Annotated in this window: 21 protein-coding genes and 2 tRNA genes; 12 read left to right on the top strand and 11 right to left on the bottom strand. The window is 39.3% G+C overall.

Annotation, left to right across the window (positions count from 1 at the left end; translation table 11 throughout):
- Positions 1-3 precede the first annotated feature (3 nt).
- From trkA to FBQ94_RS10800, 4 genes are all read left to right on the top strand, one after another.
- Positions 4-1,359 (top strand): Trk system potassium transporter TrkA, encoded by a 1,356-nt coding sequence (trkA, locus tag FBQ94_RS10815; protein ID WP_007221453.1) that lies wholly within the window; start codon positions 4-6, stop codon positions 1,357-1,359.
- A gap of 31 nt (positions 1,360-1,390) precedes the next feature.
- Positions 1,391-2,872, top strand: coding sequence for a TrkH family potassium uptake protein (locus FBQ94_RS10810; protein WP_007221454.1), 1,482 nt, complete (start codon positions 1,391-1,393; stop codon positions 2,870-2,872).
- 50 nt (positions 2,873-2,922) lie between these two features.
- A tRNA-Val gene (locus FBQ94_RS10805) sits at positions 2,923-2,999 on the top strand.
- Positions 3,000-3,036: 37 nt separating this feature from the next.
- Positions 3,037-3,110, top strand: a tRNA-Asp gene (locus FBQ94_RS10800).
- 215 nt (positions 3,111-3,325) lie between these two features.
- Here the strand turns inward: FBQ94_RS10800 and FBQ94_RS10795 are convergent.
- The 4 genes from FBQ94_RS10795 to FBQ94_RS10780 all read right to left on the bottom strand — a co-directional run bounded on the left by FBQ94_RS10795 (position 3,326) and on the right by FBQ94_RS10780 (position 4,644).
- Positions 3,326-3,448, bottom strand: coding sequence for a hypothetical protein (locus tag FBQ94_RS10795; RefSeq protein ID WP_285442127.1), 123 nt, complete (start codon positions 3,446-3,448; stop codon positions 3,326-3,328).
- 131 nt (positions 3,449-3,579) lie between these two features.
- Positions 3,580-3,765 carry a HigA family addiction module antitoxin gene (locus FBQ94_RS10790; protein WP_007221455.1) on the bottom strand — a complete coding sequence of 62 codons (186 nt, stop codon included), beginning with the start codon at positions 3,763-3,765 and terminating at the stop codon, positions 3,580-3,582.
- 111 nt (positions 3,766-3,876) lie between these two features.
- Positions 3,877-4,362 carry a PIN domain-containing protein gene (locus tag FBQ94_RS10785; protein ID WP_007221456.1) on the bottom strand — a complete coding sequence of 162 codons (486 nt, stop codon included), beginning with the start codon at positions 4,360-4,362 and terminating at the stop codon, positions 3,877-3,879.
- The gene (locus FBQ94_RS10780) at positions 4,363-4,644 is read right to left on the bottom strand and encodes a UPF0175 family protein (RefSeq protein WP_007221457.1); all 282 of its coding nucleotides are present in this window, start codon (positions 4,642-4,644) and stop codon (positions 4,363-4,365) included.
- A 715-nt stretch (positions 4,645-5,359) separates the two neighbouring features.
- On the opposite strand from FBQ94_RS10780, the gene FBQ94_RS10775 reads away from it, so the two are divergent.
- The 4 genes from FBQ94_RS10775 to FBQ94_RS10760 are packed head-to-tail and all read left to right on the top strand — an operon-like array spanning position 5,360 to position 9,813.
- The gene (locus FBQ94_RS10775) at positions 5,360-6,733 is read left to right on the top strand and encodes a nicotinate phosphoribosyltransferase (RefSeq protein WP_007221458.1); all 1,374 of its coding nucleotides are present in this window, start codon (positions 5,360-5,362) and stop codon (positions 6,731-6,733) included.
- 47 nt (positions 6,734-6,780) lie between these two features.
- Positions 6,781-8,418, top strand: a complete 1,638-nt coding sequence (locus FBQ94_RS10770) for an NAD+ synthase (protein WP_007221459.1) — start codon at positions 6,781-6,783, stop codon at positions 8,416-8,418.
- A gap of 55 nt (positions 8,419-8,473) precedes the next feature.
- Positions 8,474-9,289 carry a glutamate racemase gene (murI, locus tag FBQ94_RS10765; RefSeq protein WP_007221460.1) on the top strand — a complete coding sequence of 272 codons (816 nt, stop codon included), beginning with the start codon at positions 8,474-8,476 and terminating at the stop codon, positions 9,287-9,289.
- Positions 9,290-9,321: 32 nt separating this feature from the next.
- The gene (locus FBQ94_RS10760) at positions 9,322-9,813 is read left to right on the top strand and encodes a rubrerythrin family protein (protein WP_007221461.1); all 492 of its coding nucleotides are present in this window, start codon (positions 9,322-9,324) and stop codon (positions 9,811-9,813) included.
- A 423-nt stretch (positions 9,814-10,236) separates the two neighbouring features.
- Here FBQ94_RS10760 and FBQ94_RS10755 read toward each other — a convergent pair whose 3' ends face one another.
- The 3 genes from FBQ94_RS10755 to FBQ94_RS10745 form a co-directional block, all read right to left on the bottom strand.
- Positions 10,237-10,896 (bottom strand): DedA family protein, encoded by a 660-nt coding sequence (locus FBQ94_RS10755; RefSeq protein WP_007221462.1) that lies wholly within the window; start codon positions 10,894-10,896, stop codon positions 10,237-10,239.
- Positions 10,897-10,972: 76 nt separating this feature from the next.
- Complete coding sequence (locus tag FBQ94_RS10750; protein ID WP_007221463.1) at positions 10,973-12,307, bottom strand: ArsB/NhaD family transporter; 1,335 nt, start codon at positions 12,305-12,307, stop codon at positions 10,973-10,975.
- A 25-nt stretch (positions 12,308-12,332) separates the two neighbouring features.
- Positions 12,333-12,845 carry a CBS domain-containing protein gene (locus FBQ94_RS10745; protein WP_007221464.1) on the bottom strand — a complete coding sequence of 171 codons (513 nt, stop codon included), beginning with the start codon at positions 12,843-12,845 and terminating at the stop codon, positions 12,333-12,335.
- Positions 12,846-13,094: 249 nt separating this feature from the next.
- On the opposite strand from FBQ94_RS10745, the gene FBQ94_RS10740 reads away from it, so the two are divergent.
- The 3 genes from FBQ94_RS10740 to FBQ94_RS10730 are packed head-to-tail and all read left to right on the top strand — an operon-like array spanning position 13,095 to position 15,724.
- Positions 13,095-14,648: an energy transducer TonB gene (locus FBQ94_RS10740; RefSeq protein ID WP_007221465.1), complete on the top strand. Its 1,554-nt coding sequence runs from the start codon at positions 13,095-13,097 to the stop codon at positions 14,646-14,648.
- 18 nt (positions 14,649-14,666) lie between these two features.
- Entirely contained in the window at positions 14,667-15,287 is a 621-nt protein-coding gene (locus tag FBQ94_RS10735) for a MotA/TolQ/ExbB proton channel family protein (protein WP_007221466.1), read from the top strand.
- Between the two features lie 23 nt (positions 15,288-15,310).
- Positions 15,311-15,724 carry an ExbD/TolR family protein gene (locus FBQ94_RS10730; protein WP_007221467.1) on the top strand — a complete coding sequence of 138 codons (414 nt, stop codon included), beginning with the start codon at positions 15,311-15,313 and terminating at the stop codon, positions 15,722-15,724.
- Positions 15,725-15,906: 182 nt separating this feature from the next.
- Here the strand turns inward: FBQ94_RS10730 and FBQ94_RS10725 are convergent, their stop codons facing one another.
- From FBQ94_RS10725 to FBQ94_RS10710, 4 genes are all read right to left on the bottom strand, one after another.
- Complete coding sequence (locus FBQ94_RS10725; protein WP_007221468.1) at positions 15,907-16,341, bottom strand: DUF6918 family protein; 435 nt, start codon at positions 16,339-16,341, stop codon at positions 15,907-15,909.
- 469 nt (positions 16,342-16,810) lie between these two features.
- Positions 16,811-17,185, bottom strand: coding sequence for an SBBP repeat-containing protein (locus FBQ94_RS10720; RefSeq protein ID WP_007221469.1), 375 nt, complete (start codon positions 17,183-17,185; stop codon positions 16,811-16,813).
- A 69-nt stretch (positions 17,186-17,254) separates the two neighbouring features.
- Entirely contained in the window at positions 17,255-17,875 is a 621-nt protein-coding gene (locus tag FBQ94_RS10715; RefSeq protein WP_285442125.1) for a DUF7948 domain-containing protein, read from the bottom strand.
- A gap of 332 nt (positions 17,876-18,207) precedes the next feature.
- Positions 18,208-18,624, bottom strand: coding sequence for an EamA family transporter (locus FBQ94_RS10710; protein ID WP_007221472.1), 417 nt, complete (start codon positions 18,622-18,624; stop codon positions 18,208-18,210).
- Positions 18,625-19,270: 646 nt separating this feature from the next.
- Here FBQ94_RS10710 and FBQ94_RS10705 point away from each other — a divergent pair.
- Positions 19,271-20,449, top strand: coding sequence for a pyridoxal phosphate-dependent aminotransferase (locus FBQ94_RS10705; protein WP_007221473.1), 1,179 nt, complete (start codon positions 19,271-19,273; stop codon positions 20,447-20,449).
- The last annotated feature ends 569 nt before the right edge of the window (positions 20,450-21,018 follow it).

Below are 21,018 nucleotides of genomic sequence, written 5' to 3'. Positions count from 1 at the left end.
TATATGAAAATTCTTATTGTAGGTGCAGGTGCGGTTGGGTTTAATCTGGCAAAACAACTATCGATGGAAGGACATGATATTTCTGTCGTTGAAAAGGATTACGATCTCGTGAAACGAATTACCGAAAAGTTAGATGTCTCCGTTGTGTCGGGAAGTGCAAGCTCACCCACCGTTCTGGAGGAAGCAGGGATACAAAACACGGACATGGTATTGGCTGTTACGAATAGTGACGAGATAAATATGGTGGTCTGTACGCTTTCTCACAGCTATGGTGTTAAAACGAGAATTGCCAGAATAAGAAACCCCGAGTTTACTGATGAAAAACCCATTTTACACCAAAACGGATTTTATATAGACCACGTTGTAAATCCGGAAAAGATTACCATTAATTCTATTATGGATATCATAGGCACTCCCGGGGCTATCTATGTCGCAGATTTCACAGAAGGGGATATCCTCCTGAGAGGATTTAACGTGCCTGAAGATGCGCCCATAGCAGGAAAGAGACTTTCCGAGTTAAAGGAGGTAGAATCAACAGATTCTTTTCTTATTGTTGCTATTCAGCGAAATGATGAGATGGTTATTCCAACCGGTGAGACAAAGCTGCTGCCTCGTGACAATATTTTCGTACTGGTAGCCAAAGAGGCATTGCCTTTCTTCTTGCCTATGGTCAACAGACGGGCAGATGAGGTTGAAAAGATCGTTATTTATGGCGCAAATCGCATCAGTCTTGAACTGGCAAAAAAATTAGAAGATCATAAGATCAGCGTTACCATAATTGAACCGGATAAAGAAAAAACACAACAAGCTGCTGCAGTTCTCGACCGGACCATTATCCTTCAGGGAAATGGTCTGGATGTTGACCTTCTCAAAGAATCATCTATTGATATTACTGATTTTTTCGTAGCTTTATCAGAAAACGAGCAGACTAATATCTTATCTGCATTATTAGCCAAGAGACTTGGCGCAAGAAAAGCGATTGTACTTACCGAAGAGCCTGCATTTGTACCTATTATCAATTCATTGGGTATGGATATCGTCATTAATCCAAGATTAATTACCGTGGGGTCTATCCTGCAGCATATCCGGCGGGGACATACACTTTCTGTTGTAAAATTTCAACATAGTGAGGCGGAGGCTATGGAATTTATTGCTGATAAAGATTCAAAGGTTGTAGGTAAACCGATTCGGGAAATACCCTTTCCCCAAGGCTCTATTCTTGGAGCTATTGTGCGTGAAGGCACGATGCAGATACCAAGAGGCAATACCATTATAAACCCAGGAGAAAGTGTCATTGTCTTTGCTCTCCCGAACGCCATTGAGAAAATTCAATCCCTTTTTTCCAGTAAAAAAGATTGAGTAAACATCCACCGATTAGAGCACCTCACTTATGAATATTCCTATAGTATTATATACAGTAGGCAATCTCATACTTATGCTAGCCGGTATCCTGGTTGTCCCCTTGGGTGTGTCCCTGTATTACAAAGATATTGCTGCTATGTGGGCATTTGTTTACACGATAATCATTACCGGCATCCTGGGTGGATTCAGTAAGATATTTTTAAGAAAAAAGGCTGAGGCCATCGGTATCCGAGAGGGTATTGCCATTGTGACGTTTAGCTGGATCGTATGTATCTTTTTGGGCGCCCTTCCTTTTTGGTATTCTGGTGTATGTACAACCTATTGCGATGCCGTCTTCGAAACGACCAGCGGTTTTACGACAACAGGGTCGTCCATTTTTAAAGACGTCGAAGTATTACCCCATAGCATTCTTTTCTGGAGGGCGTTTACTAATTGGCTCGGTGGTATGGGTATTATTGTTATTTTCGTTGCCTTACTGCCTGCAATGGGTGTTACTGGATATCAGCTCTTTAGCGCCGAAGTAAGCGGCCCAACTGCCGATAAATTAAAACCTAGAATTGGTGAAACAGCAAAACTGCTCTGGATGATATATCTTGTCATTACTGTCTCTATGATGATATTGCTCGTCTGTGGTGGTATGCCTATTTTTGATTCAATTTGTCAGACATTCACAACGGTATCTACTGGTGGGTTTGCTATAAAGAACACGAGCACTGCATATTATAATAGTTTATACGTGGAAATTGTTACTGCGGCCTTTATGTTTCTTTGCGGATGTAGCTTTGCACTTTACTATAAATGTTTTCAGAAAGAGTTTAAGAAAATCTTCAAAAATTCTGAACTTCGATTCTTTGCAGGTCTTATATTAACAGCAATCTTATTTATCGCACTGATACTATATTTTAACTGGCAAAAATACCCAAATATTGAGGTCAAAAACCGTTATAATGACTTAGGGAATGCTTTTCGATATAGCTTTTTCCAAGTAATAACCGTTTGTACCGGAACTGGTCATGTTTCCGCTGATTTTGATTTATGGCCCGATATTTGCCGCTTCTTACTCATTTTATTAATGTTCATTGGCGCATGTGCCGGTTCTACTGGCGGTGGTATAAAATGTGTGAGAATATTGTTGTTACTGAAATCAAGTATGAGAGAATTGGTCCGTGTATTAAGGCCGAGAATGGTAAAACATGTAAAGATCAATGGCGAATCAGTAAGCGAAGAAATCATTACGGAAAGTTCAGTATTCTTTGTTGTATATTTAGGATTCTTTGGTATCTGTTCGCTTGCATTAATGGCGTTAAATACTGATATGATTACAGCTTTTTCCGCCGTAGCAACGTGTATGGCGAATTGCGGGCCGGGACTGGCAAAAGTGGGTCCAATGGCTAACTTTAGTGATATGAGTTATACCGGTAAGTGGATATTAAGTTTTTGTATGCTTTTAGGCAGGTTAGAAATTTATAGCTTAATACTTCTATTTTTACCTATCCTGTGGAAACGTTAGAATTTCTGTTGACTCACAAAAAACGTGATGATATACTTTAAATCTCTTATGGGCGATTAGCTCAATTGGCTAGAGCACTTGCCTTACAAGCAAGGGGTCATAGGTTCGAGTCCTATATCGCCCACCATTATTATGATGAAAGGTTTTATCGCTCTATAAAATAAGGGGCCGTAGCTCAATTGGTTAGAGTACCAGACTGTCGATCTGGATGTTGCGGGTTCGAGTCCCGTCGGCCTCGTTTTATACTTTGGTATTATTAGATTTACAAATTGAATTTTACTTCTGTTGACAGCTTGGTGACGATCACCCCTTTTAGAAATAGCATTGTAACATCAACTTTTACATTTCTACGCCTGAATGAGCATATCCTTCTGTTATCTTTATGTTGCTGTATTTCCCAAGACCCTTGTGATACATTAAAAAGCAAAATACCCTTATTGATTAACTGTGATGCTACGCTATGCCTTGTAGCATCGTAAAGCCTGACTGACGTATCACAATATCTACCCTTTCCCTGACTGCGTTCCCATATGCATCAAGATAATTTACAATAAGAAGCTCTAAAGTATTTGTCATTGCAAGGGGTTTTTCCCGAAGCAATCTTTTCTCAACTATTCAAGAGATTGCTTCGGACACTACCCTCGCAATGACAAGTTAAGCACAGCAACACGGACAAGCCATGCCCCTGTAGGGATCGTTTGCTGTGTTTAACTCGATAGCCTTATAGCCATTTCAGAATTGGTACTTCTTTTCTTATTTACAATTTCATTTATCGTCCTAAATGTAGCATGAATCTCTTTTGCCAAATGTGATTGAGTCATCCCTAAAGGTTTCATAAAATCTTCTTTTAAGATCTCTCCTGGATGTGTTGGTTTTCTTATTAAATCAACCATATTCTTACCTTCTGTCAATGATAATCTGTAATTTCAACATCATAAAGGAAGAATTAAATAAAATATAACGGGATCCAAGAATATTCTTAACAAAAATAAAACTGAAAAACCTTACCTGAACTTTTTTAAAAACTCTATAAATATTTCTTCTTTTATTCGGTATCCTTTCTCGATCAATTCAAGTAATAAAGCTTCCATTTTTATTTTGTCAAGTTTGCCATTCTTGTATGAATCCCACAATATACCAAGTGTCCCTTTGGGATTAAGCCCTTTAAATCGCGCAACAGTCCTTGCTTTCGATTCGTCTATAAATATTCTCTCAATATTCTCTCTCACTGCAAGGCTTATTACTGCCTTTTCTCCATCACCAAGAAATTCCGGCAAATCTTTTAGAATAGTAACTCGATAAGAAATTATATTTTTATTTTCGAAATATCGTAGTATCAGTTGTGCGTCTTCTTTTTTTCTTTTGATACCGTTCTTAATCTCTAATTCTACCTGGGAAGGAATATAAAGAGTGTAATTATCAAGAAGATTAATTTGACCTATTTTGGCAAGAAATATAAGGGGTGATGCATTACATACAACCTCATGCATTTATTTTAGGTCCTCAATCAGACTCTCCATGGTATAGTCGATATGTATATCGGCCTTTTTTAATTTATCTATTATGTCCCATATATCTAAAGAAAGCATTTCAGCAGCCTTCTGAAGGGTAATTTTACGGTTTCTATAAAGTTCGAGGATATTCTTTTCATTCAACAACTCAATACCTTCATTTATCACCTTGTTAACAAGGTCGTCAACCTCCATACCATGTATTTTTGAAGCTTTTTCCACTTTTTTATATAAATTATCGCTAAGTTTAACTACCTTCATCTTTTCATCCCTGGAATTAACTCTTATTTTCAGCCTTGTAAATTACCTTATTTATAATGCTCAAAATCTTACTGTCAATGCAAACTTAAGGTATAATATCAACTCCATTTATATACGTCAATTACAATAGTATAATTAAGATGGTATGCATCGAAAAATGGGAAGAAAATAGATCTATAAATACATACTCGATATCTCTGTGATTCGTTCGTTTACTGTGACCAAGTTGTGACTGAATATAACGGAAAGGCTTTGTTGCAACAAAGCCTTTCTAAAGTATAGTAAGCTTCCACTATTGGCTTGTTAAGTCAATTGGCCTTTATGCCAATAAGCTAATTCTATGTTTATAGAGTTGGTGACACATTGGTAATGCTATTTTAAGGGTATCAAAAATCATAAGTTTTTTAATATCAAATACATAAAAAACTAAGAGGGCGGGTTCGAGTCCCGTGCCTCGTTTTATGCGTTAGTATTATTAGATTTACCAAAGGAGGTATCTTCTTGTAAAAAGAACAACGTGTGTTCATGTTCGCCCTGATTACAGAAAAACACCCAGGTAAAAAAATATTTCTTCAACTTAACTTAAAAGAAAACCTCTCGATATTGTTTCGCATATATCTATAGCGTTTCTTATGGCTTTTTCTTGACCGTAAACTCATTTCTCAGTAGTATACAGGCCTGTATAAAACTATCGTTCCTTTGTCCTGTTTATCCTATGAGAGAACCACAATCGCTATTTTTAACAGAGGATTCGCTGGGGATCGTTACTGATCTCTATCAGCTTACGATGGCTGCCGGATATTTTGAACATGGGGTGCATGATATCACAACCTTTGAATTATTCGTTCGCCAATTGCCTGAGAATCGTTCCTATCTCATCACAGCAGGGATAGAACAGGCGGTCCACTACCTCACTCATATTAAATTCTCAGAGGACAACATTCAGTTCTTAAGGCGGCTACCCGCATTTAAGCACGTAAGCTATGAATTTTTTAAATATTTACAAAACTTTACCTTCAGCGGTACTGTCTATGCAATGCCTGAAGGAACCATTGCCTTTTCAGACGAACCTCTGATTCGGGTAACAGCCCCCATTATTGAGGCACAGCTTGTAGAAACATATCTGCTTTCAATAATCAACTTCCAAACGTTAATTGCAACAAAATCATCAAGGATTGTATACGCAGCCAAAGGAAGGGAGGTAATTGATTTTGGTACACGCCGCGCCCACGGTCCTCAGGCGGGTATTCTTGCTGCCAGATCAAGTTTTATCGGTGGATGCAGTAGCACCTCGAATGTATTTGCCGCCTATACGTTGGGGATACCTGCGGTTGGAACCATTGCCCATTCATGGGTCATGGCCTTTGAGAATGAACTGGATTCATTTCATAAATTCTATGAGACGTTTCCTGATTATACGGTTCTGCTTATCGATACTTACGATACCTTAACCGGAGCGCAACACGCAGCTATGATTAGCAACAAAATCAAAGGAGTTCGCATCGATAGTGGTGATGTATTAAAACTCAGCAAAGAAGTACGGAAAATTTTAGATGCCAAAGGATTACAACATGTCAAAATCATCGCTAGCGGCGATTTACATGAAAACCGTATCGATGATTTATTAAAAAATAATGCGCCTATTGACTCTTTTGGGGTAGGCACCGAAATGGTAACCTCGAAAGATGCCCCAGCACTGGGTGGTGTCTATAAATTAGTTGAACAAGGGCATAAGGGAAAAATCATTCCGAAAATGAAACTGAGTAAAGGAAAAGTTACCTATCCGGGTAAAAAACAGGTATATCGTATTACTGATACCGTTGGTAATTTTATAAAGGATGTGATTGGACTTGAGGGTGAGAATATTGAAGGAATTCCCCTTTTAATACCTGTTATAAAGGATGGGAAACCATGCTATAATTTGCCCACAATTCATGATATTCAACGTACCGCATCAGAAAACCTTATACACTTGCCCAACCCATTCAAATATTTAACAGATGCAGAAACATATCCGGTATATAAAAGTCACGGACTGGAGGTAAAAAAACAAGAGGCTGAAAGAATAGTAAGGGATATGAATATGTGATGCAAAATTTGTTTGCTAAATAGAAAACCACATATTACATTAAAGATATGAAAATTGCGTTGGCACAGATTAATCAAACCGTAGGCGACTTTCAAAAAAATACCGAAAAAATCTGCTCATATATCAACCGCGCCAGGATTCAGGGCGCCAATCTCGTCGTTTTCCCGGAATTAGCCGTTACCGGTTATCCGCCAAAGGACCTCCTGGATATCCCTTCATTTATCGATAAAAATCTCCAGGCTTTAGATGAAATAACCCATTGTACTTATGGTATCTCTGCCATTGTAGGCTTTGTTGATAAAAACAAACAACCCTACGGTAAGCTTGTTCATAATGCTGCGGCATTTATTCAAGATCAAAAGATTGTTTCCGTCCATCATAAATCACTCCTGCCAACCTACGATGTGTTTGATGAGTACCGTTACTTTGAACCAGCACATACTATTTTCCCTGGAGAATTTATGGGTAATGCATTAGGGATATCTATCTGCGAGGACATATGGAATGATGAGGAATTTTGGACACGTCCTTTATATGAAACAGATCCCATAGAAAGCCTGATCTCTCAAAAAGCTACTATCATTATCAACATCTCCTCGTCACCCTTTGCGGTAGAGAAACACGAGAAAATACGATTGCCTATGCTTACCCATGATGCCAGAAAATATAGAGTTCCGCTTCTCTATGTAAATCAGGTTGGAGGCAATGATGAGCTTGTCTTTGATGGAAATAGCTCCGCAATAAATGCCGAAGGCAAGCTTATTGCGCAGGCAGCCGCTTTTGAAGAAGACTTGATGGTTATCGACATTGAAAATCCGGTGCAACTGCAGGCCAAAGCTTATACCCCTATCGAAACTGTTCATAAGGCTTTGATTGTAGGACTTCGGGATTATGCAGCAAAATGTGGTTTTAGGAACGTAGTTATTGGTCTTAGCGGAGGTATTGATTCCGCTGTTACCGCTGCATTAGCTGTCGAATCGTTGGGGAGTGACAATGTTATTGGAGTACTCATGCCGTCTCAGTTCTCATCACAGAGTAGCATCGAAGATGCGGTAAAACTCTCCCGAAACCTCTTGATTCCTTACAAGATCATACCGATCGAAGGAATATTTGAAACGTATCAGAATGTCCTGAAACCGGAATTCGAAGGGATGTCCTTTGATATTACCGAAGAAAACCTGCAGGCGCGCATCCGCGGTAATATCATTATGGCGCTTTCCAACAAATATGGATACCTTGTTTTGACAACCGGAAACAAATCGGAATTGGCTGTAGGTTATTGCACCTTATATGGGGATATGAGTGGCGGACTGGCGTTACTATCCGATGTGCCAAAAACAATGGTATATGAACTAGCCAGGTATATAAATCGGGAGAAAGAAATTATTCCACAAAATAGTATGAGCAAAGCCCCTTCGGCAGAATTAAAACCGAATCAATTCGATCAGGACACCTTGCCATCTTACGACATCTTGGATACTATCTTAAAGGCGTACATAGAAGATACGAAGTGCATTGCTGAAATTATTCAAATGGGATTTGATGAAAAAATCGTGCATGACATTATCAGGAAGGTAAACAGAAATGAATACAAGAGGCGACAAGCAGCTCCGGGTATAAAAGTAACTTCTAAGGCATTTGGATCGGGAAGGCGTATGCCGATTGCCCATAAATTTGTCTCCTAAATCTACGAATTTTTAGTACTTTGCGCTCTCAGCGCCTTTGTGGTAAATTTTCAAGATGAAAAACTCAAAAGTAAAATTGCCCATTGGAGTCTTCGATTCAGGTATCGGTGGAATATCTGTCCTGGCCGAAATACTAAAGCTACTATCCCATGAAGAATTTATTTACTTTGCCGATACGCTTCATTCTCCCTATGGGATCAAGCCGGAAAATATTGTTCAATCTTTATCGATAAAGGCTGCTGAGTTTCTATCCCTCCTCGGTATTAAATCCCTGGTCATTGCATGTAACACAGCCACAAGCGCCGCAATTAGCAATATCCGAAAAATGCATACATTTCCTGTAATTGGAATGGAGCCTGCGGTGAAACTCGCTGTAGATCTGAAGCCGAAAGGTAAGATTATTGTTATGGCAACACCTCTCACGCTAAAGAGTAAAAAATTTAATGAATTGATATCTCATTATACACATCTTGCAGAAATTATTCTGATGCCTTGCGCAGGACTGGTAGAAATTATTGAGCAGGATTATTCTGATAGAAGGAAGATTGAAAATTATCTCGCAAGCCTGTTTTCATCAAGAGAAAAAAAGGATATTTCGGTTGTTGTCCTCGGTTGTACTCACTATATTCTGATAAAAGAGGAAATTATGAAAATATTAGGAGGTGAAATTCATGTTATAGACGGAAATTATGGAACAGCAAAACAGTTAAGGACCGTTCTCCAAAATGAGTGCCTGCTTAACAATACCGTTATAGAAAAACCTTGCCTCCCTTTAAAAGCACAGGTGAAGTTTTATATCTCTGGGAATGGAAACGGAGTGGAAGCAAGGTGTAAACAATTATTGCAACAGGAAGGAATTATCTGTGAATAAAAATTTTTTATTGGAGTAAAGGAGAAAATCACATGTCAACAATAGATAATTTAAAAAATGCTTTTGCAGGTGAATCACAGGCCAACAGAAAATACTTAGCTTTTGCAAAAAAAGCGGATGCAGAGGGTTTCAAACAAGTAGCAAAGCTCTTTCGTGCAGCAGCCGAGGCTGAAACAGTACACGCCCATAATCATCTGCGGGTGCTTGGGGGTATCCGCAGCACAAAGGAAAATATCCAGGAGGCAATTGGGGGAGAAACGCATGAGTTTACAACTATGTATCCCCAGATGATTGAAGAGGCAAAAAAAGAAGGAAATAAACAAGCCTTACAGAGTTTTGAATTTGCCAACAAGGTAGAAAAAATCCATGCAGATCTTTATCAAAAAGCCTTAAATAATTTGGGCAAGAATGAGACTGTAGATTACTATGTCTGTCAGGTCTGTGGCGATACGGTTGAAAAGGATGCGCCGGATAAATGCCGTATCTGTGGCGCGCCTAAGGATAAATTTACAAAAATCGGTTAAATTACTTTACCTTATTTTAAGTATTATTCAAACATCAGAAATGAATTTCTTTCCATAGCCGTAGGGCGAAGATACTCTTCGCCCTACAAATATTCTGTAAACAAAAACCTTCCATGTTATGTAGTAAAGATGAATAATTTTTCATATCCAAAATCGAATAAAGCATGCTATAATGCTTTATCTCTTTCCTCAATTAAACGTTTAGGAAGCTCAAATAGTAACCGCTTGCTGTGATTGTTTTTCTCCGGACTCTGTCTGTTTCCCTCTCTTTCCGCCCGTTCCCAAATACTTCCCTATATTCATGAGGACATGGTTTGGAAATAAGCAGGTAAAGCATAGCAAGGTTTGGAAACAAGCAGAGAAGATTGTACACAAAAGGAATTCCCGTTGTTATTATGCCTATCCGAATATAATAGGAGGCTTTTAATTATTTGCTATTTCCTCCTTCTTTGCCTGACGATGTCTCAAATATTCAAGAACCGCAGGTATCAGTGAAACAACGATAAGTGCAATAATCATAAGACTGAAATGCTGTTTAATAAAATGTATATTGCCAAGAAAATAACCTGCATAAATAAACACAGGCACCCAAAAAACAGCCCCCAGGATGTTGTAGAGGGCAAAACGGAGATATGACATACGCCCAATACCTGCAATGAAGGGTGCGAAGGTACGAATAATAGGTATAAATCGGGCAATAACAATTGTTTTACCGCCGTGCTTTTCAAAGAATCGGTAGGTTCGTTCAAGATATTCAGGGTTAAAAAACAGAGATTTCTGTTTTTTAAATATTTTAGGGCCGATATAGTAACCAATCCAGTAGTTTACCGTATCGCCAAGGATCGCTGCAACAGCCAAAATCGCAATAAGCGCATATACATGCAAAGCCCCTGTAGCGGCAATTGCACCAGCAGCAAACAAGAGAGAATCTCCGGGTAAAAAGGGTGTAGCAACAAATCCAGTTTCTGCAAATACAATCAAAAACAAGAGTACATGCACCCAAATGCCGTACGTAGTAACTAATTCATATAAGTGCTTATCTAAATGTAAAACGAAATGTATGAGATATTCTAACCACTCCATTACACTCTTCCTTTCATTGAAATTAAGGCGATAGATTCTTTTAAAAAATGATTGAGAAAAGGAGAAAATAAGGGAATTAAAGTTTTATGATATAATATCGTAACCAAATATAAACATTTGACAAAACAATCATTTCAATCGTCAGGGGTATTGCATAGATAAGGTATCTTTTGAATGATATAGGATAGCCTGCCCTTTCTGCAAGACTCAGGGTAACAATATTCGCAGAAGCGCCGATAGGCGTTGCATTCCCTCCAAGGCAAGTTCCAAGCGCTAAAGACCACCATATGGGCATCAGTGTCGGATGTTGGACGACGGATGTAAAATCTAACTCTTTCGGTACTATTGAATGTGCCATATCAGTAACAAGGGGAATTATGCTGGCGATTAAAATGGTATTTTCAACAATGGTTGAGGCAAGAGCAGAAAACCATAAGATTACCATTGCAACAGGAAACATGCTTTCTGCATCTGGTTTTATGAATGAGACCATACCATCTGAAAGCTTAGAAATCAGTCCAACTTTAATAACACCACCCACAACAATAAAAAGACCGATAAAGTATAAAAGGGTTGACCATTCTAATTCTCTTAAGATATTATGTGGTTTTTCCTTTGATATAATAAGCAAAAAGGCGGCTCCTAAAATAGCAATGGTTGCAGGTTCAAGATGAAGTTTATCATGAAAAATAAACCCCGGAATGACCAACCCTAATATACAGAGAGACTTTATTAACAAGCTGCGATCTTTAATCATCTTATATTCATTTATAGCTAATATCTTTTGTCTTGCCTCTTCTTTGACCTGAAGTCTCTTGCCAAAGAGGAGTTTTAAAGTCAGCAAAAAGAAGAAAAACACAAAGAGAATTGCAGGTGTTAAATTATAGATAAAGTCCATAAAGGTTAATTGTATTTTGCTGGCTATCAGAATATTGGGTGGGCCACCAATAAGTGTGGCTGTACCACCAAGACTAGAGGCCATAATCTCTGATAAGAGAAACGGGAAAGGATCCAATTCCAGCTCATCTGCAATAAATAAGGAAACGGGGACAAGAATCAGAACAGTGGTTAGATTATTAAGAAAAGTAGAAAAAAGCGCCGTAATACTGGTGAAAAGGATAAGAATCCATAAGGGCCTTCCTTTGGCAAGTTTTGCAGATTTTATTGCCAGAAATTGAAATACACCTGTTTTACTCAGGATATTAACAATAATCATCATGCTGATAAGGAGAAATACAACGTTATAATCAATAGCGTATTTTTCTTCATAGAAGGCCTCACGTTGTGTAATTATTCTGAGCGCCATCATCAGACCAGCTCCAACTAATGCAACCTTTGTTTTATCGAGCTTTTCAGAGATAATGAATCCGTAAGATACGATAAAAATACCGGTAGCAATCCAAAAAAACATAGGGAATTCCTTATAGAGAGGTGGGCTATACTGACCCTTTTGCAAGGATATTCATAATATGCCTTATCAAATTTATAAGATGCACGATTCCAACAACTTTACTATCTCTTACTACAGGGAGGTTATGGATCTTATTAACAACCATGAGGGCGGCAGCTTTAGTTACGGTATCATCTTCATGCACCGATAAAACTGTTTTTGTCATTATCTCCGTAATAGTTAAATCTCTGTTTTCTATACATTTTTTTTCAAGATAACTCTCATCCATCGCAGAGATAAGAAATTCATCAAAAGTTATATACTTGGGAATAAGTACCTTTATAATATCTGCTTCTGTTATGATCCCTGCGAGTCTATCTTCCTTATCAACTACAAAGATAACACGATATTTGACCTCATTCAGCATTCTGATAAGATACTCAAAGGTATCTGAGGTTCGAATAAGATTTGGAGATGCATCCATAATATCTTTTACTCTCATAACCTTATATTCCTCATGTTTGATACGGTAATTATCTTTAATAACAATCTGAGTCATTATAATAAAATGCCTTATAGGTGTCAATATAAAGGGAGTTAATGGTGATAGACGGGGAAAATTTATCACTTTTTTAATTATCAATAATTAAGGCACATCTCTATGATAACAAATCTCTTGCCAGCTATACGAGATGCTTTTAACAACGTATTATTTGTCTGTAAGAGGCTTACAGCATACACATAGATTCTCATTGACAATAAAATTAGTATACGGTACACTTTAGAAGCTATTTGGGAATTTATTAACTTGCGCAAAGATATGTCCTTTAAGTCCTTTAAATCCCGTACAGAATTTTTCAGCAAAAACCTTTTTTATTTTCTTATTGCTGCATCCCTGGCTATCCACGCTCTCATAATCCTCTTATCGCCACAGACACATCGGATTCTCAATCTTAGCTCACTTCGGGAAAGCTTTATCCGTGAACCGAGCGAGTATACAGTTACTTTGGAAGTAGAGAGTGCGGATACTGAAACAGGACAGACATCGGATACAAAACAAAAGGAAGTTGAAAAGGAACAGGAAAAGGAGCCTGAAAAAAAGAAGTACAAAATATTCACCGATACCTCCGATAATATAGAGGATGAAGAAACAAAGGATGATACTGATAAAATTGGTGAAAAGGGATCTATAGCAAAGGATAATTTCCCTGATGATAAACAAACGATCAACAATGAGCCCCACGCTGAAGGCCACTCTGATGCGCCATTATTGGGTAAAGGTACTATTCCCTCGCCTGCAGATGCAGGACATCAGCAACCACAAGAGATTATTGCGCAGGCATTTATCCCTGGAGATAGTTCTGGTAACAAAAATTCTCCACCGATGTATGCCAATGTGCCGAAAGGGTTGATGAAGCAACAGCATCCGTCGAAATCTTCTCAAATACCGCAGCCTAAGGTGTTATCAGAAGAAGTCAAAGAAAAAACTGCAAAGGAAGAAATAGTCAAGCTAACCGAAACACGAAAGAATGAAACAACACAGGCGGAAAATACTTTACCGATACCAAAAAGAGAACGGCTCACTATGGAGCGCAGTATCGATCAAGAAGAAGCAGAACCACTCGCCAGTCAGGAAGGTGTGCTCTTTACCGAGAAACAAAATGAGGCAAAAGAGGAATCTGAAATAGAAAAAAAATTATTACCGTCACTTCAAGAGCAGAAAAAAATACAGGAAGAAATAGAGGAAAAAGAAGAAAAGCAAGAGACGAAAGAGGATATAAAAACTGAAAAATTTGCTGAAAAACTCATCGAGACACAAGAAACAATAGATTCAGATACACCCAAACCTGATACAACGACATCAGAGATTCCTGATAGTGAGCTTCAACGAGCGCTCGAAAGAGGATTGGACGAACAGGAGAGTCCCGGTGAGTCAGAAAAACCTAAGGTTTCCTTTAATGTTCATGCAAAGAAAGAGGGATCAAGTAATGAGCCAATACTCTTTGAGGATACCATATCGAATTCGGCAATCCCGGGCGCGCCATCTTTTAACGTCAAAAAACACGAATATGCCGATTATTTTAAGCATATCCGGGATAGAGTATCGCTGTATTGGTTCCTTGGATACGGAACTCGCGCCGAGATAAAGCTGGAGACCAAAAATGATAAACCAATCGTTATTGAATTTAAGGTTTTACCCAATGGCTCAATCGATGATGTGAAAATCTTAGATGATGCCGGGAATTTTCCGCTTGCATCGAGACTCATATTCTCAGTCAAAAATGCGGCGCCGTTAAATCCTTTCCCATCCAATATCAAAGAGCCATCAATCGATGTAAAATTTAATTTTTATTTTTTCTAAACAGGAGGAAATACTACTTTGGAATGGTTATTAGGTGGTGGTCCTATAATGATACCACTATTAATTTGTTCTGTGTTATCCCTCGCAGTAATCATTGAAAGAGCGATTAATCTGCGCAGGAATAAAATATTGAAACCAGAAATCATTCAAACTATAGAAGCAATACGGAATACAGATGATATACCTTTTGCGATTTCTAAGTGTGAGGTAATTTCAGGTCCCTTCTCGAACCTTTTACGTCGAATCCTGATCAATAACCATCTTACACGGGAGGAAAAATTTATTGATATACAGGCTGCCGGGAGACAGGAAACAAAGGTGCTTGAGAGAAGGCTGCTCGTATTAGAGGTTATTACTGCGGTAGCTCCGCTATTAGGACTGCTTGGAACGGTGCTGGGACTGGAAAATATCTTTGGAATTATATCAGAGTTGGGTTTAGGGCAGGCTAAAGCATTTTCTGCAGGACTGGCAGAGGCTATCCGAACTACTGTATTCGGATTGTTTATTGCAATTCCATCCCTGGTTGCTTATAGTTATTTTGATAAAAAAGTAGACACCTTTGTCCTCGAAATGGAAGAATATTCCATGTATATTCTCAATAAACTTTACCCATCTAAAGAAAAAACAAAAAATCAATAACTATTTTCTATGAGAGAGAAACTATGCGCTTTCGGGAAAAACGTATTACAAGATCTATCATAAATCTCACCCCAATGGTAGATATGTTGTTTCTGATACTCTTATTTTTTCTGGTCACCTCTAGTTTTACAGAACAACCAAATATTAAACTGGAACTCCCTTCTACTAAATATACATCTACCAGCAAACTCGAAGAAAGAATCTTAACGATTTCCCGGGATGAAAAACTATTTTTTCAAAATGAACCTGTTGAAAGAAAAGACCTTATCTTAGTATTGAAAAACGCCTTTTCCAAACAAGATGACAAAACGCTTGTTCTGCGGGCAGATAAAAATGTCACGTATGGAACAGTTGTTGATATTATGGATGCGGCTAAAGGCGCTGGCTTGAAAAGGATTGTCGCTCCTACCGTCCTCGAACCCGAAAAGAATCCTTAGACTATTTAACTATCACAGACCTCCTTTGCGGCCATAAGATGTAGGGCGAGGCTTTAGCCTTGCCGCCCCCCGTCTGAATATATACACGAGGATGGCAACCCTGAAGGGTTGCCCCACAGAATGGAAATTCCTATGCATCAAGTCGGGTCTCAGGCAACTTTTTACACCACGAAGACATATATTCAGATATTAGTCAAATACTTGTCCAAAATTTTGCCAAGTTCAGGCACAGCGATCTCTACATGTTCCTTACCCTTAGGGCGCAACCTATTATAAACCTTTATTACTGTCATGTTACTACTGGACTTAGCCCGCTGATCAGTTACCTGTAGCAGGCCTTCAGCCACATCACCAGCCCGGGCGCAGAGATACTGCTCCAGCGAACCGTTGGAACCTTCCTTCTGATAATACTGATAGTATACCTGAAGTTGCTCGATAAAATCATCGAGCAGCGAATTGACCGACTTCTCAATCATCCTGGGCTTCAAGGCATTGACCAACCCATAAGCGGTCTTTACCACCACGCTTGACAGCCCCTTTTTCGATTTAATTTGCTGGTCAATGAGAGTAACGCAGTTAGCGACTACCAATGGACGTATGCCCGGATTTTTCGCCAATGTTCTTAGATCTTTCAGAATTCACTCCCTGGAAATGCTTCCACGTTTATGTGATGATAGAAATAATAAAAAATTACCTTTTATAACTCTTCAAATCCTATAAAATTTAATCTAAGAATGCAATCTTTTTTGTAGAGTAGGCAGGGGAGAACCTTGTATTCTCCCAAATGGGAAACTAGCATAAACGTTTGAATCATACAGGCCAGGGGCGAACACAAGTAGGGGCGGGTTTTAAACCTGCCCCTACAACAAAACAGTGAAATTCCTCAACGTCAATGTAAAATTGTGCCTTCGGCAACTGAATATACCCGTGCTCTTTATTATTCTTGTTGAGATGCAAGATTTTGCGTCTCTATGTACCTGAACAGATCCACCCTCTCGGGCGGGTTGAAGTTTGTAACTTGATTGTGTAGGAATTTTCATTTTCATGAAGCGGGTTTGTGGTAGGGCGGATTAAGCAGTAGCGAATCTACCAGGCACCCTCAGAGAGGTTACTATCAAAGCGGGATATGAAGACATCAGATGAAGCATTGTGAGAGGTATCATAAGCGCCTGGCGTAGTAGGGAGGTCGGTTGTTGTATTATAGGTATAACCCATTACATAGATGTTGCCCTTTGTGTCTGTAGTAATTGATTTACCATAATCACTATTAGAGCCTCCCAGAAATATGGATGCCAGGAGGGGGTCGATGATGAGTTCCTTTGATGTATCGTATGATGCTACCGTAAAGCCATAAACAAGTTGAGAAGTTGAAGAGTCAGGAGTTGTAAGTTGAGAGGTTTTTTTCTTCTTTATTCTGACTCCTGGCTTCTGTCTTCTGAACACTATATTCCATTGCCACATCAACCCTCTTCCCCACAATCTCCTGAAAGGCTACCGGTTTGGTAAATGTCACCTTCCCTAACTCTGTCTCTACCTTACGCTGTCCTTTTTCGTTGATGTGTAATCCCCCTTGATCCCCCTTTGCAAAAGGGGGAAAAATTCTCTTGATTCAAAAAAGAGAGAGAACTCCCTTTTAATAAAGGAGAAGAATTTTCTTTGTTCTCCCTTGGTAAAGAAAGAACAGTAAAATCCCCATTTTCTAAAGGGGGTTGGGGGATTGGGAAGTTTCACACCACTCAACCTTACCTGAATCTGTCCCGGATCAGCGCCCGGCTTCACACAAAAGAGCTTCTCCACATTATCCCCATACGCCTTCAGCCTCAGCTCAATCCCCTCGTATACCTCTCCAAGGTTTACCTCTCCATAGGTCGCAATACCACTCCACCACTTCGATGGGTCATTACCTTTAAAATAACTCACCGTTGTCTCTGCCTCATCCTCTCCCTTTATCTCTGCAAGCTTCCCGTTAACAAGCTCTTCTTTTAATATCAGTCCTTTTTCACAAGACGTATTTTGGAGCATGGTATCGATAAAAGCCAGCACAGGTGATGCGGGATGCACGGTACTTAGTGAGGTAGCCGGCAGTGTGCAGAGCGCCCGATGTACCTTGTACGATAAAGGGCAACTGAAGTCTTTTCGTTTTTTGTGCAAATGCCTCCTTTGTCAGTCTTCCTGCGTTGTCTTCCCCGAATACATAACCTCCCGTTAAAACGAGTGTACAGAAAAGAACTGCTAATGATCCAAAAAACCTCATACTCCTTTCCATACATCCCCTCCTAAAAGTTTCCTGAATATGTGCGTGCTTAAGCTGATTCAATCTGCAAGACAATGTCATTTTGGTGGATTCGCTCCGCTTAATTCACCCTACTCACTTACTCCTCAATCATTCGGAGGGGTAGATGAAACGAAGTGAATCCACCATTGCATCGTAATGACATTGACCTGCAAGGTCGAACCAACCTTATTCTTCATGTATGTCAAAATTATTTGAGGAGAAATAGTCCTCCCAGGATAAGGAGCATTCCCATAACCTTTGATAGAGTAACTTCTTCTCCAAGAAATACCCAACCCAAAATAAAGGTGAACAAAGGGTAACAACTGGTGACAGGGATGATCCTCGATATCTCACCTATCTTAAGCGCTTTATAAAATACTACCTGTGCTACAAATCCTGCCAGAATGCCGGCAAGGACGAGAAAGGAAATGGATTGAATCCCCATCTTCCCAAACGATGAAAAGTCAGGGGTATACGAGAGAGCGATTACCATCCCGATAAGAATGCCTGAGCACCTTACCAGATATGCGGTTGTAGGCTCAACAGATGAGAGCCCAATCTTTTCTAAAAAGGGCACAACTCCCCAAATAAAGGCAGTAAGCAGGGCAAGTAAAAATGCTTTCATAACACAATTATCCTCGATAAATACTATTGAGTATACCATAGGCCTTCAGCGACAAAAAACGGTGTCGATGTAGGGCGAGGCTTTAGCCTTGCCTCCCCGCCTGAATACCTGCACAAAGACAGTAACCCTGAAGGGTTGCCCTACAGAATGGAAATTCTTTAATATATAAGGGTCGGGTTGAAAAGAACAAAACCAGACGAATGTTCTTTTTTACCCACCCCCGATGCCCTTCGGATGTGGCTAAGGGGTGGGCTCATTCCCCTGGAGAGACGCAAAATCCTGCCTCTCTACCATTGGGGTAGGGGGTGGGTTAACAGCATCATGAAAGACCTTGAATTTCCTCTACATGAAAACAGAATTACTCTCTATGGTCATTCAGGAATACGATTATAATACAATGAAATGAAAAATTGTCTAACAATATTTCATTAAAAAAATATCCTGCAATCTGTTATACTATATCTATATTTTCCCCATAGAAAAGGTTGTGCGCGTTCTATTTCCTTTGAGGCATATGATACGTAAGTAAGTTACGAAAATCTGTAAACAGGTTTTGAAAAGAGATATCCTGTCTTGTTAACGATAACATTTATACGGAAAGAATGCTGTACCAGTAAGTACATTCAGAACTTCGGAAAGGAATTGTATGTCAATATCTAACAAAGTAAAGGAAGGAATTGCCGCTTCATCCTGGGTTGTGAAAATATTTGAGGGTCATTCCCAGGGTATTTCAGAAGAGAAAGAAGTTTATGATTTTCGGCTGGGAAACCCGAAGATTGAACCTCCGGCAGAGTTTGTTGAGGAATTGAAGAAGATTGCAAATAATCCCTTTCCAGGGATGCATGGTTACTCAGCTCTGGCAGGACATCTTCAAACACGGGATGCAATAGCAAAGACGCTGTCAAAAGAAAGAGGACTGCCTTTCACCGCGCACCATGTGATTATGACCTCTGGCGGCGCCGGTGCATTAAATATTATCCTGAAGGCAATTCTGAACCATGAGGATGAAGTTATTGTTCTGACACCTCTTTATTTGGAATATCCCTATTATATAGATAATCACGGCGGGGTTTGTTGTGGAGTTGAAACAAATGCAGACTTCACATTAAACATTGATAGCATAGCTGCAAAGATAACTCCCCGTACTAAGGCAATTATCATAAACTCTCCAAACAATCCGACCGGGATGATTTACTCTGAAGAGAGTTTGAGATCTGTCGCAAGGATTCTGGGCGAGAAAAGTCGAGAATATGGAAAAGATATCTTTTTGATTTATGATGCTGCGTATCAGGACATCGTTTACGATGGGAATGAGCTTCCTGACATCTTTAATATCTACCCGAATACCATCTTTGCGGCTTCGTATTCCAAACCGCTTTCGATTCCAGGGGAAAGGATAGGCTATGTGGCAGTTCATCCTGAGATAAAAAATTCCAGAGAACTTATCGAGGCACTGACATTTGCGAATCGGGTTCTTGGATACCTGAGCGCCCCTGTCCTTATGCAGCACGTCGTTGCAAATCTTCAGGGTGTTCATGTTGACAGGGCGGAATATCAGGAAAGAAGGGATATGTTCTGTAACGCCCTGCAGGATTTTGGTTATTCATTTATACGGCCCATGGGGGCTTATTATATCTTCCCAAAAACTCCCGGAGACGATCTCATATTTGCTCAAGAACTGGCTAAAGAAGGGATACTGGTGCTTCCCGGGAAAAGCTTTGGAAGAAGCGGATACATCAGAATAGCTTTTTGTGTAAAAAAAGAAACCATAAAAAAATCGCTCTTGGGGTTTAAAAGGATAATAGACCGTTATGCTGTAAGATAAATTTAAATTCACCATTCTTCTTACTTCTTCCGCAAGGCGGTTAAGAAAGGAATTTCAAAGTTAGCCACGAATATTCACGAATAGACACGAATACTAGAGGTTATCCCAAGACCTTAATTTAGTATCTAGAATCATTTGAGATATAGCAGGTATAAGGAGAGAATTTTTCATACTTTGTAAGCTGGTTCCTGGGGTGGCACTGACAAACTTTGTTTGTCAGTGTTTTGTAATCCATATCCATGTACGTAGGTAAATAAGCACGGACAAACGAAGTTTGTCCGTGCCACCTGGTCTGGAGTTATCTAAAAATCTTACTGGTAGTATCTGGAATCATGTGAAGATGGAGAGGTTTCCGTAGAAAAATAGGTTTTGGGATAGCTTCTAGAAAAATAAAAGATTTGTGCTCATTCGTGGCTTAAAAGAGTTGCCGAAGGCTTAGTTTAAAAAATGTTTAGGAATTTCAATGTTAGTGAAAATGGTTTTTAAACATACGGTTTAGAGCGGTATTGGGGTTAAGGTTTTTGATTTTGGGTTTTAGTTCATGGAAAAGATAAACCTTTCCCTGTTTA

The sequence above is a fragment of the Candidatus Jettenia sp. AMX1 genome, from assembly GCF_030263775.1.
GTDB classification, from domain to species: Bacteria; Planctomycetota; Brocadiia; order Brocadiales; family Brocadiaceae; genus Jettenia; species Jettenia caeni.
This window is presented reverse-complemented; position numbering and strand designations above follow the sequence as displayed.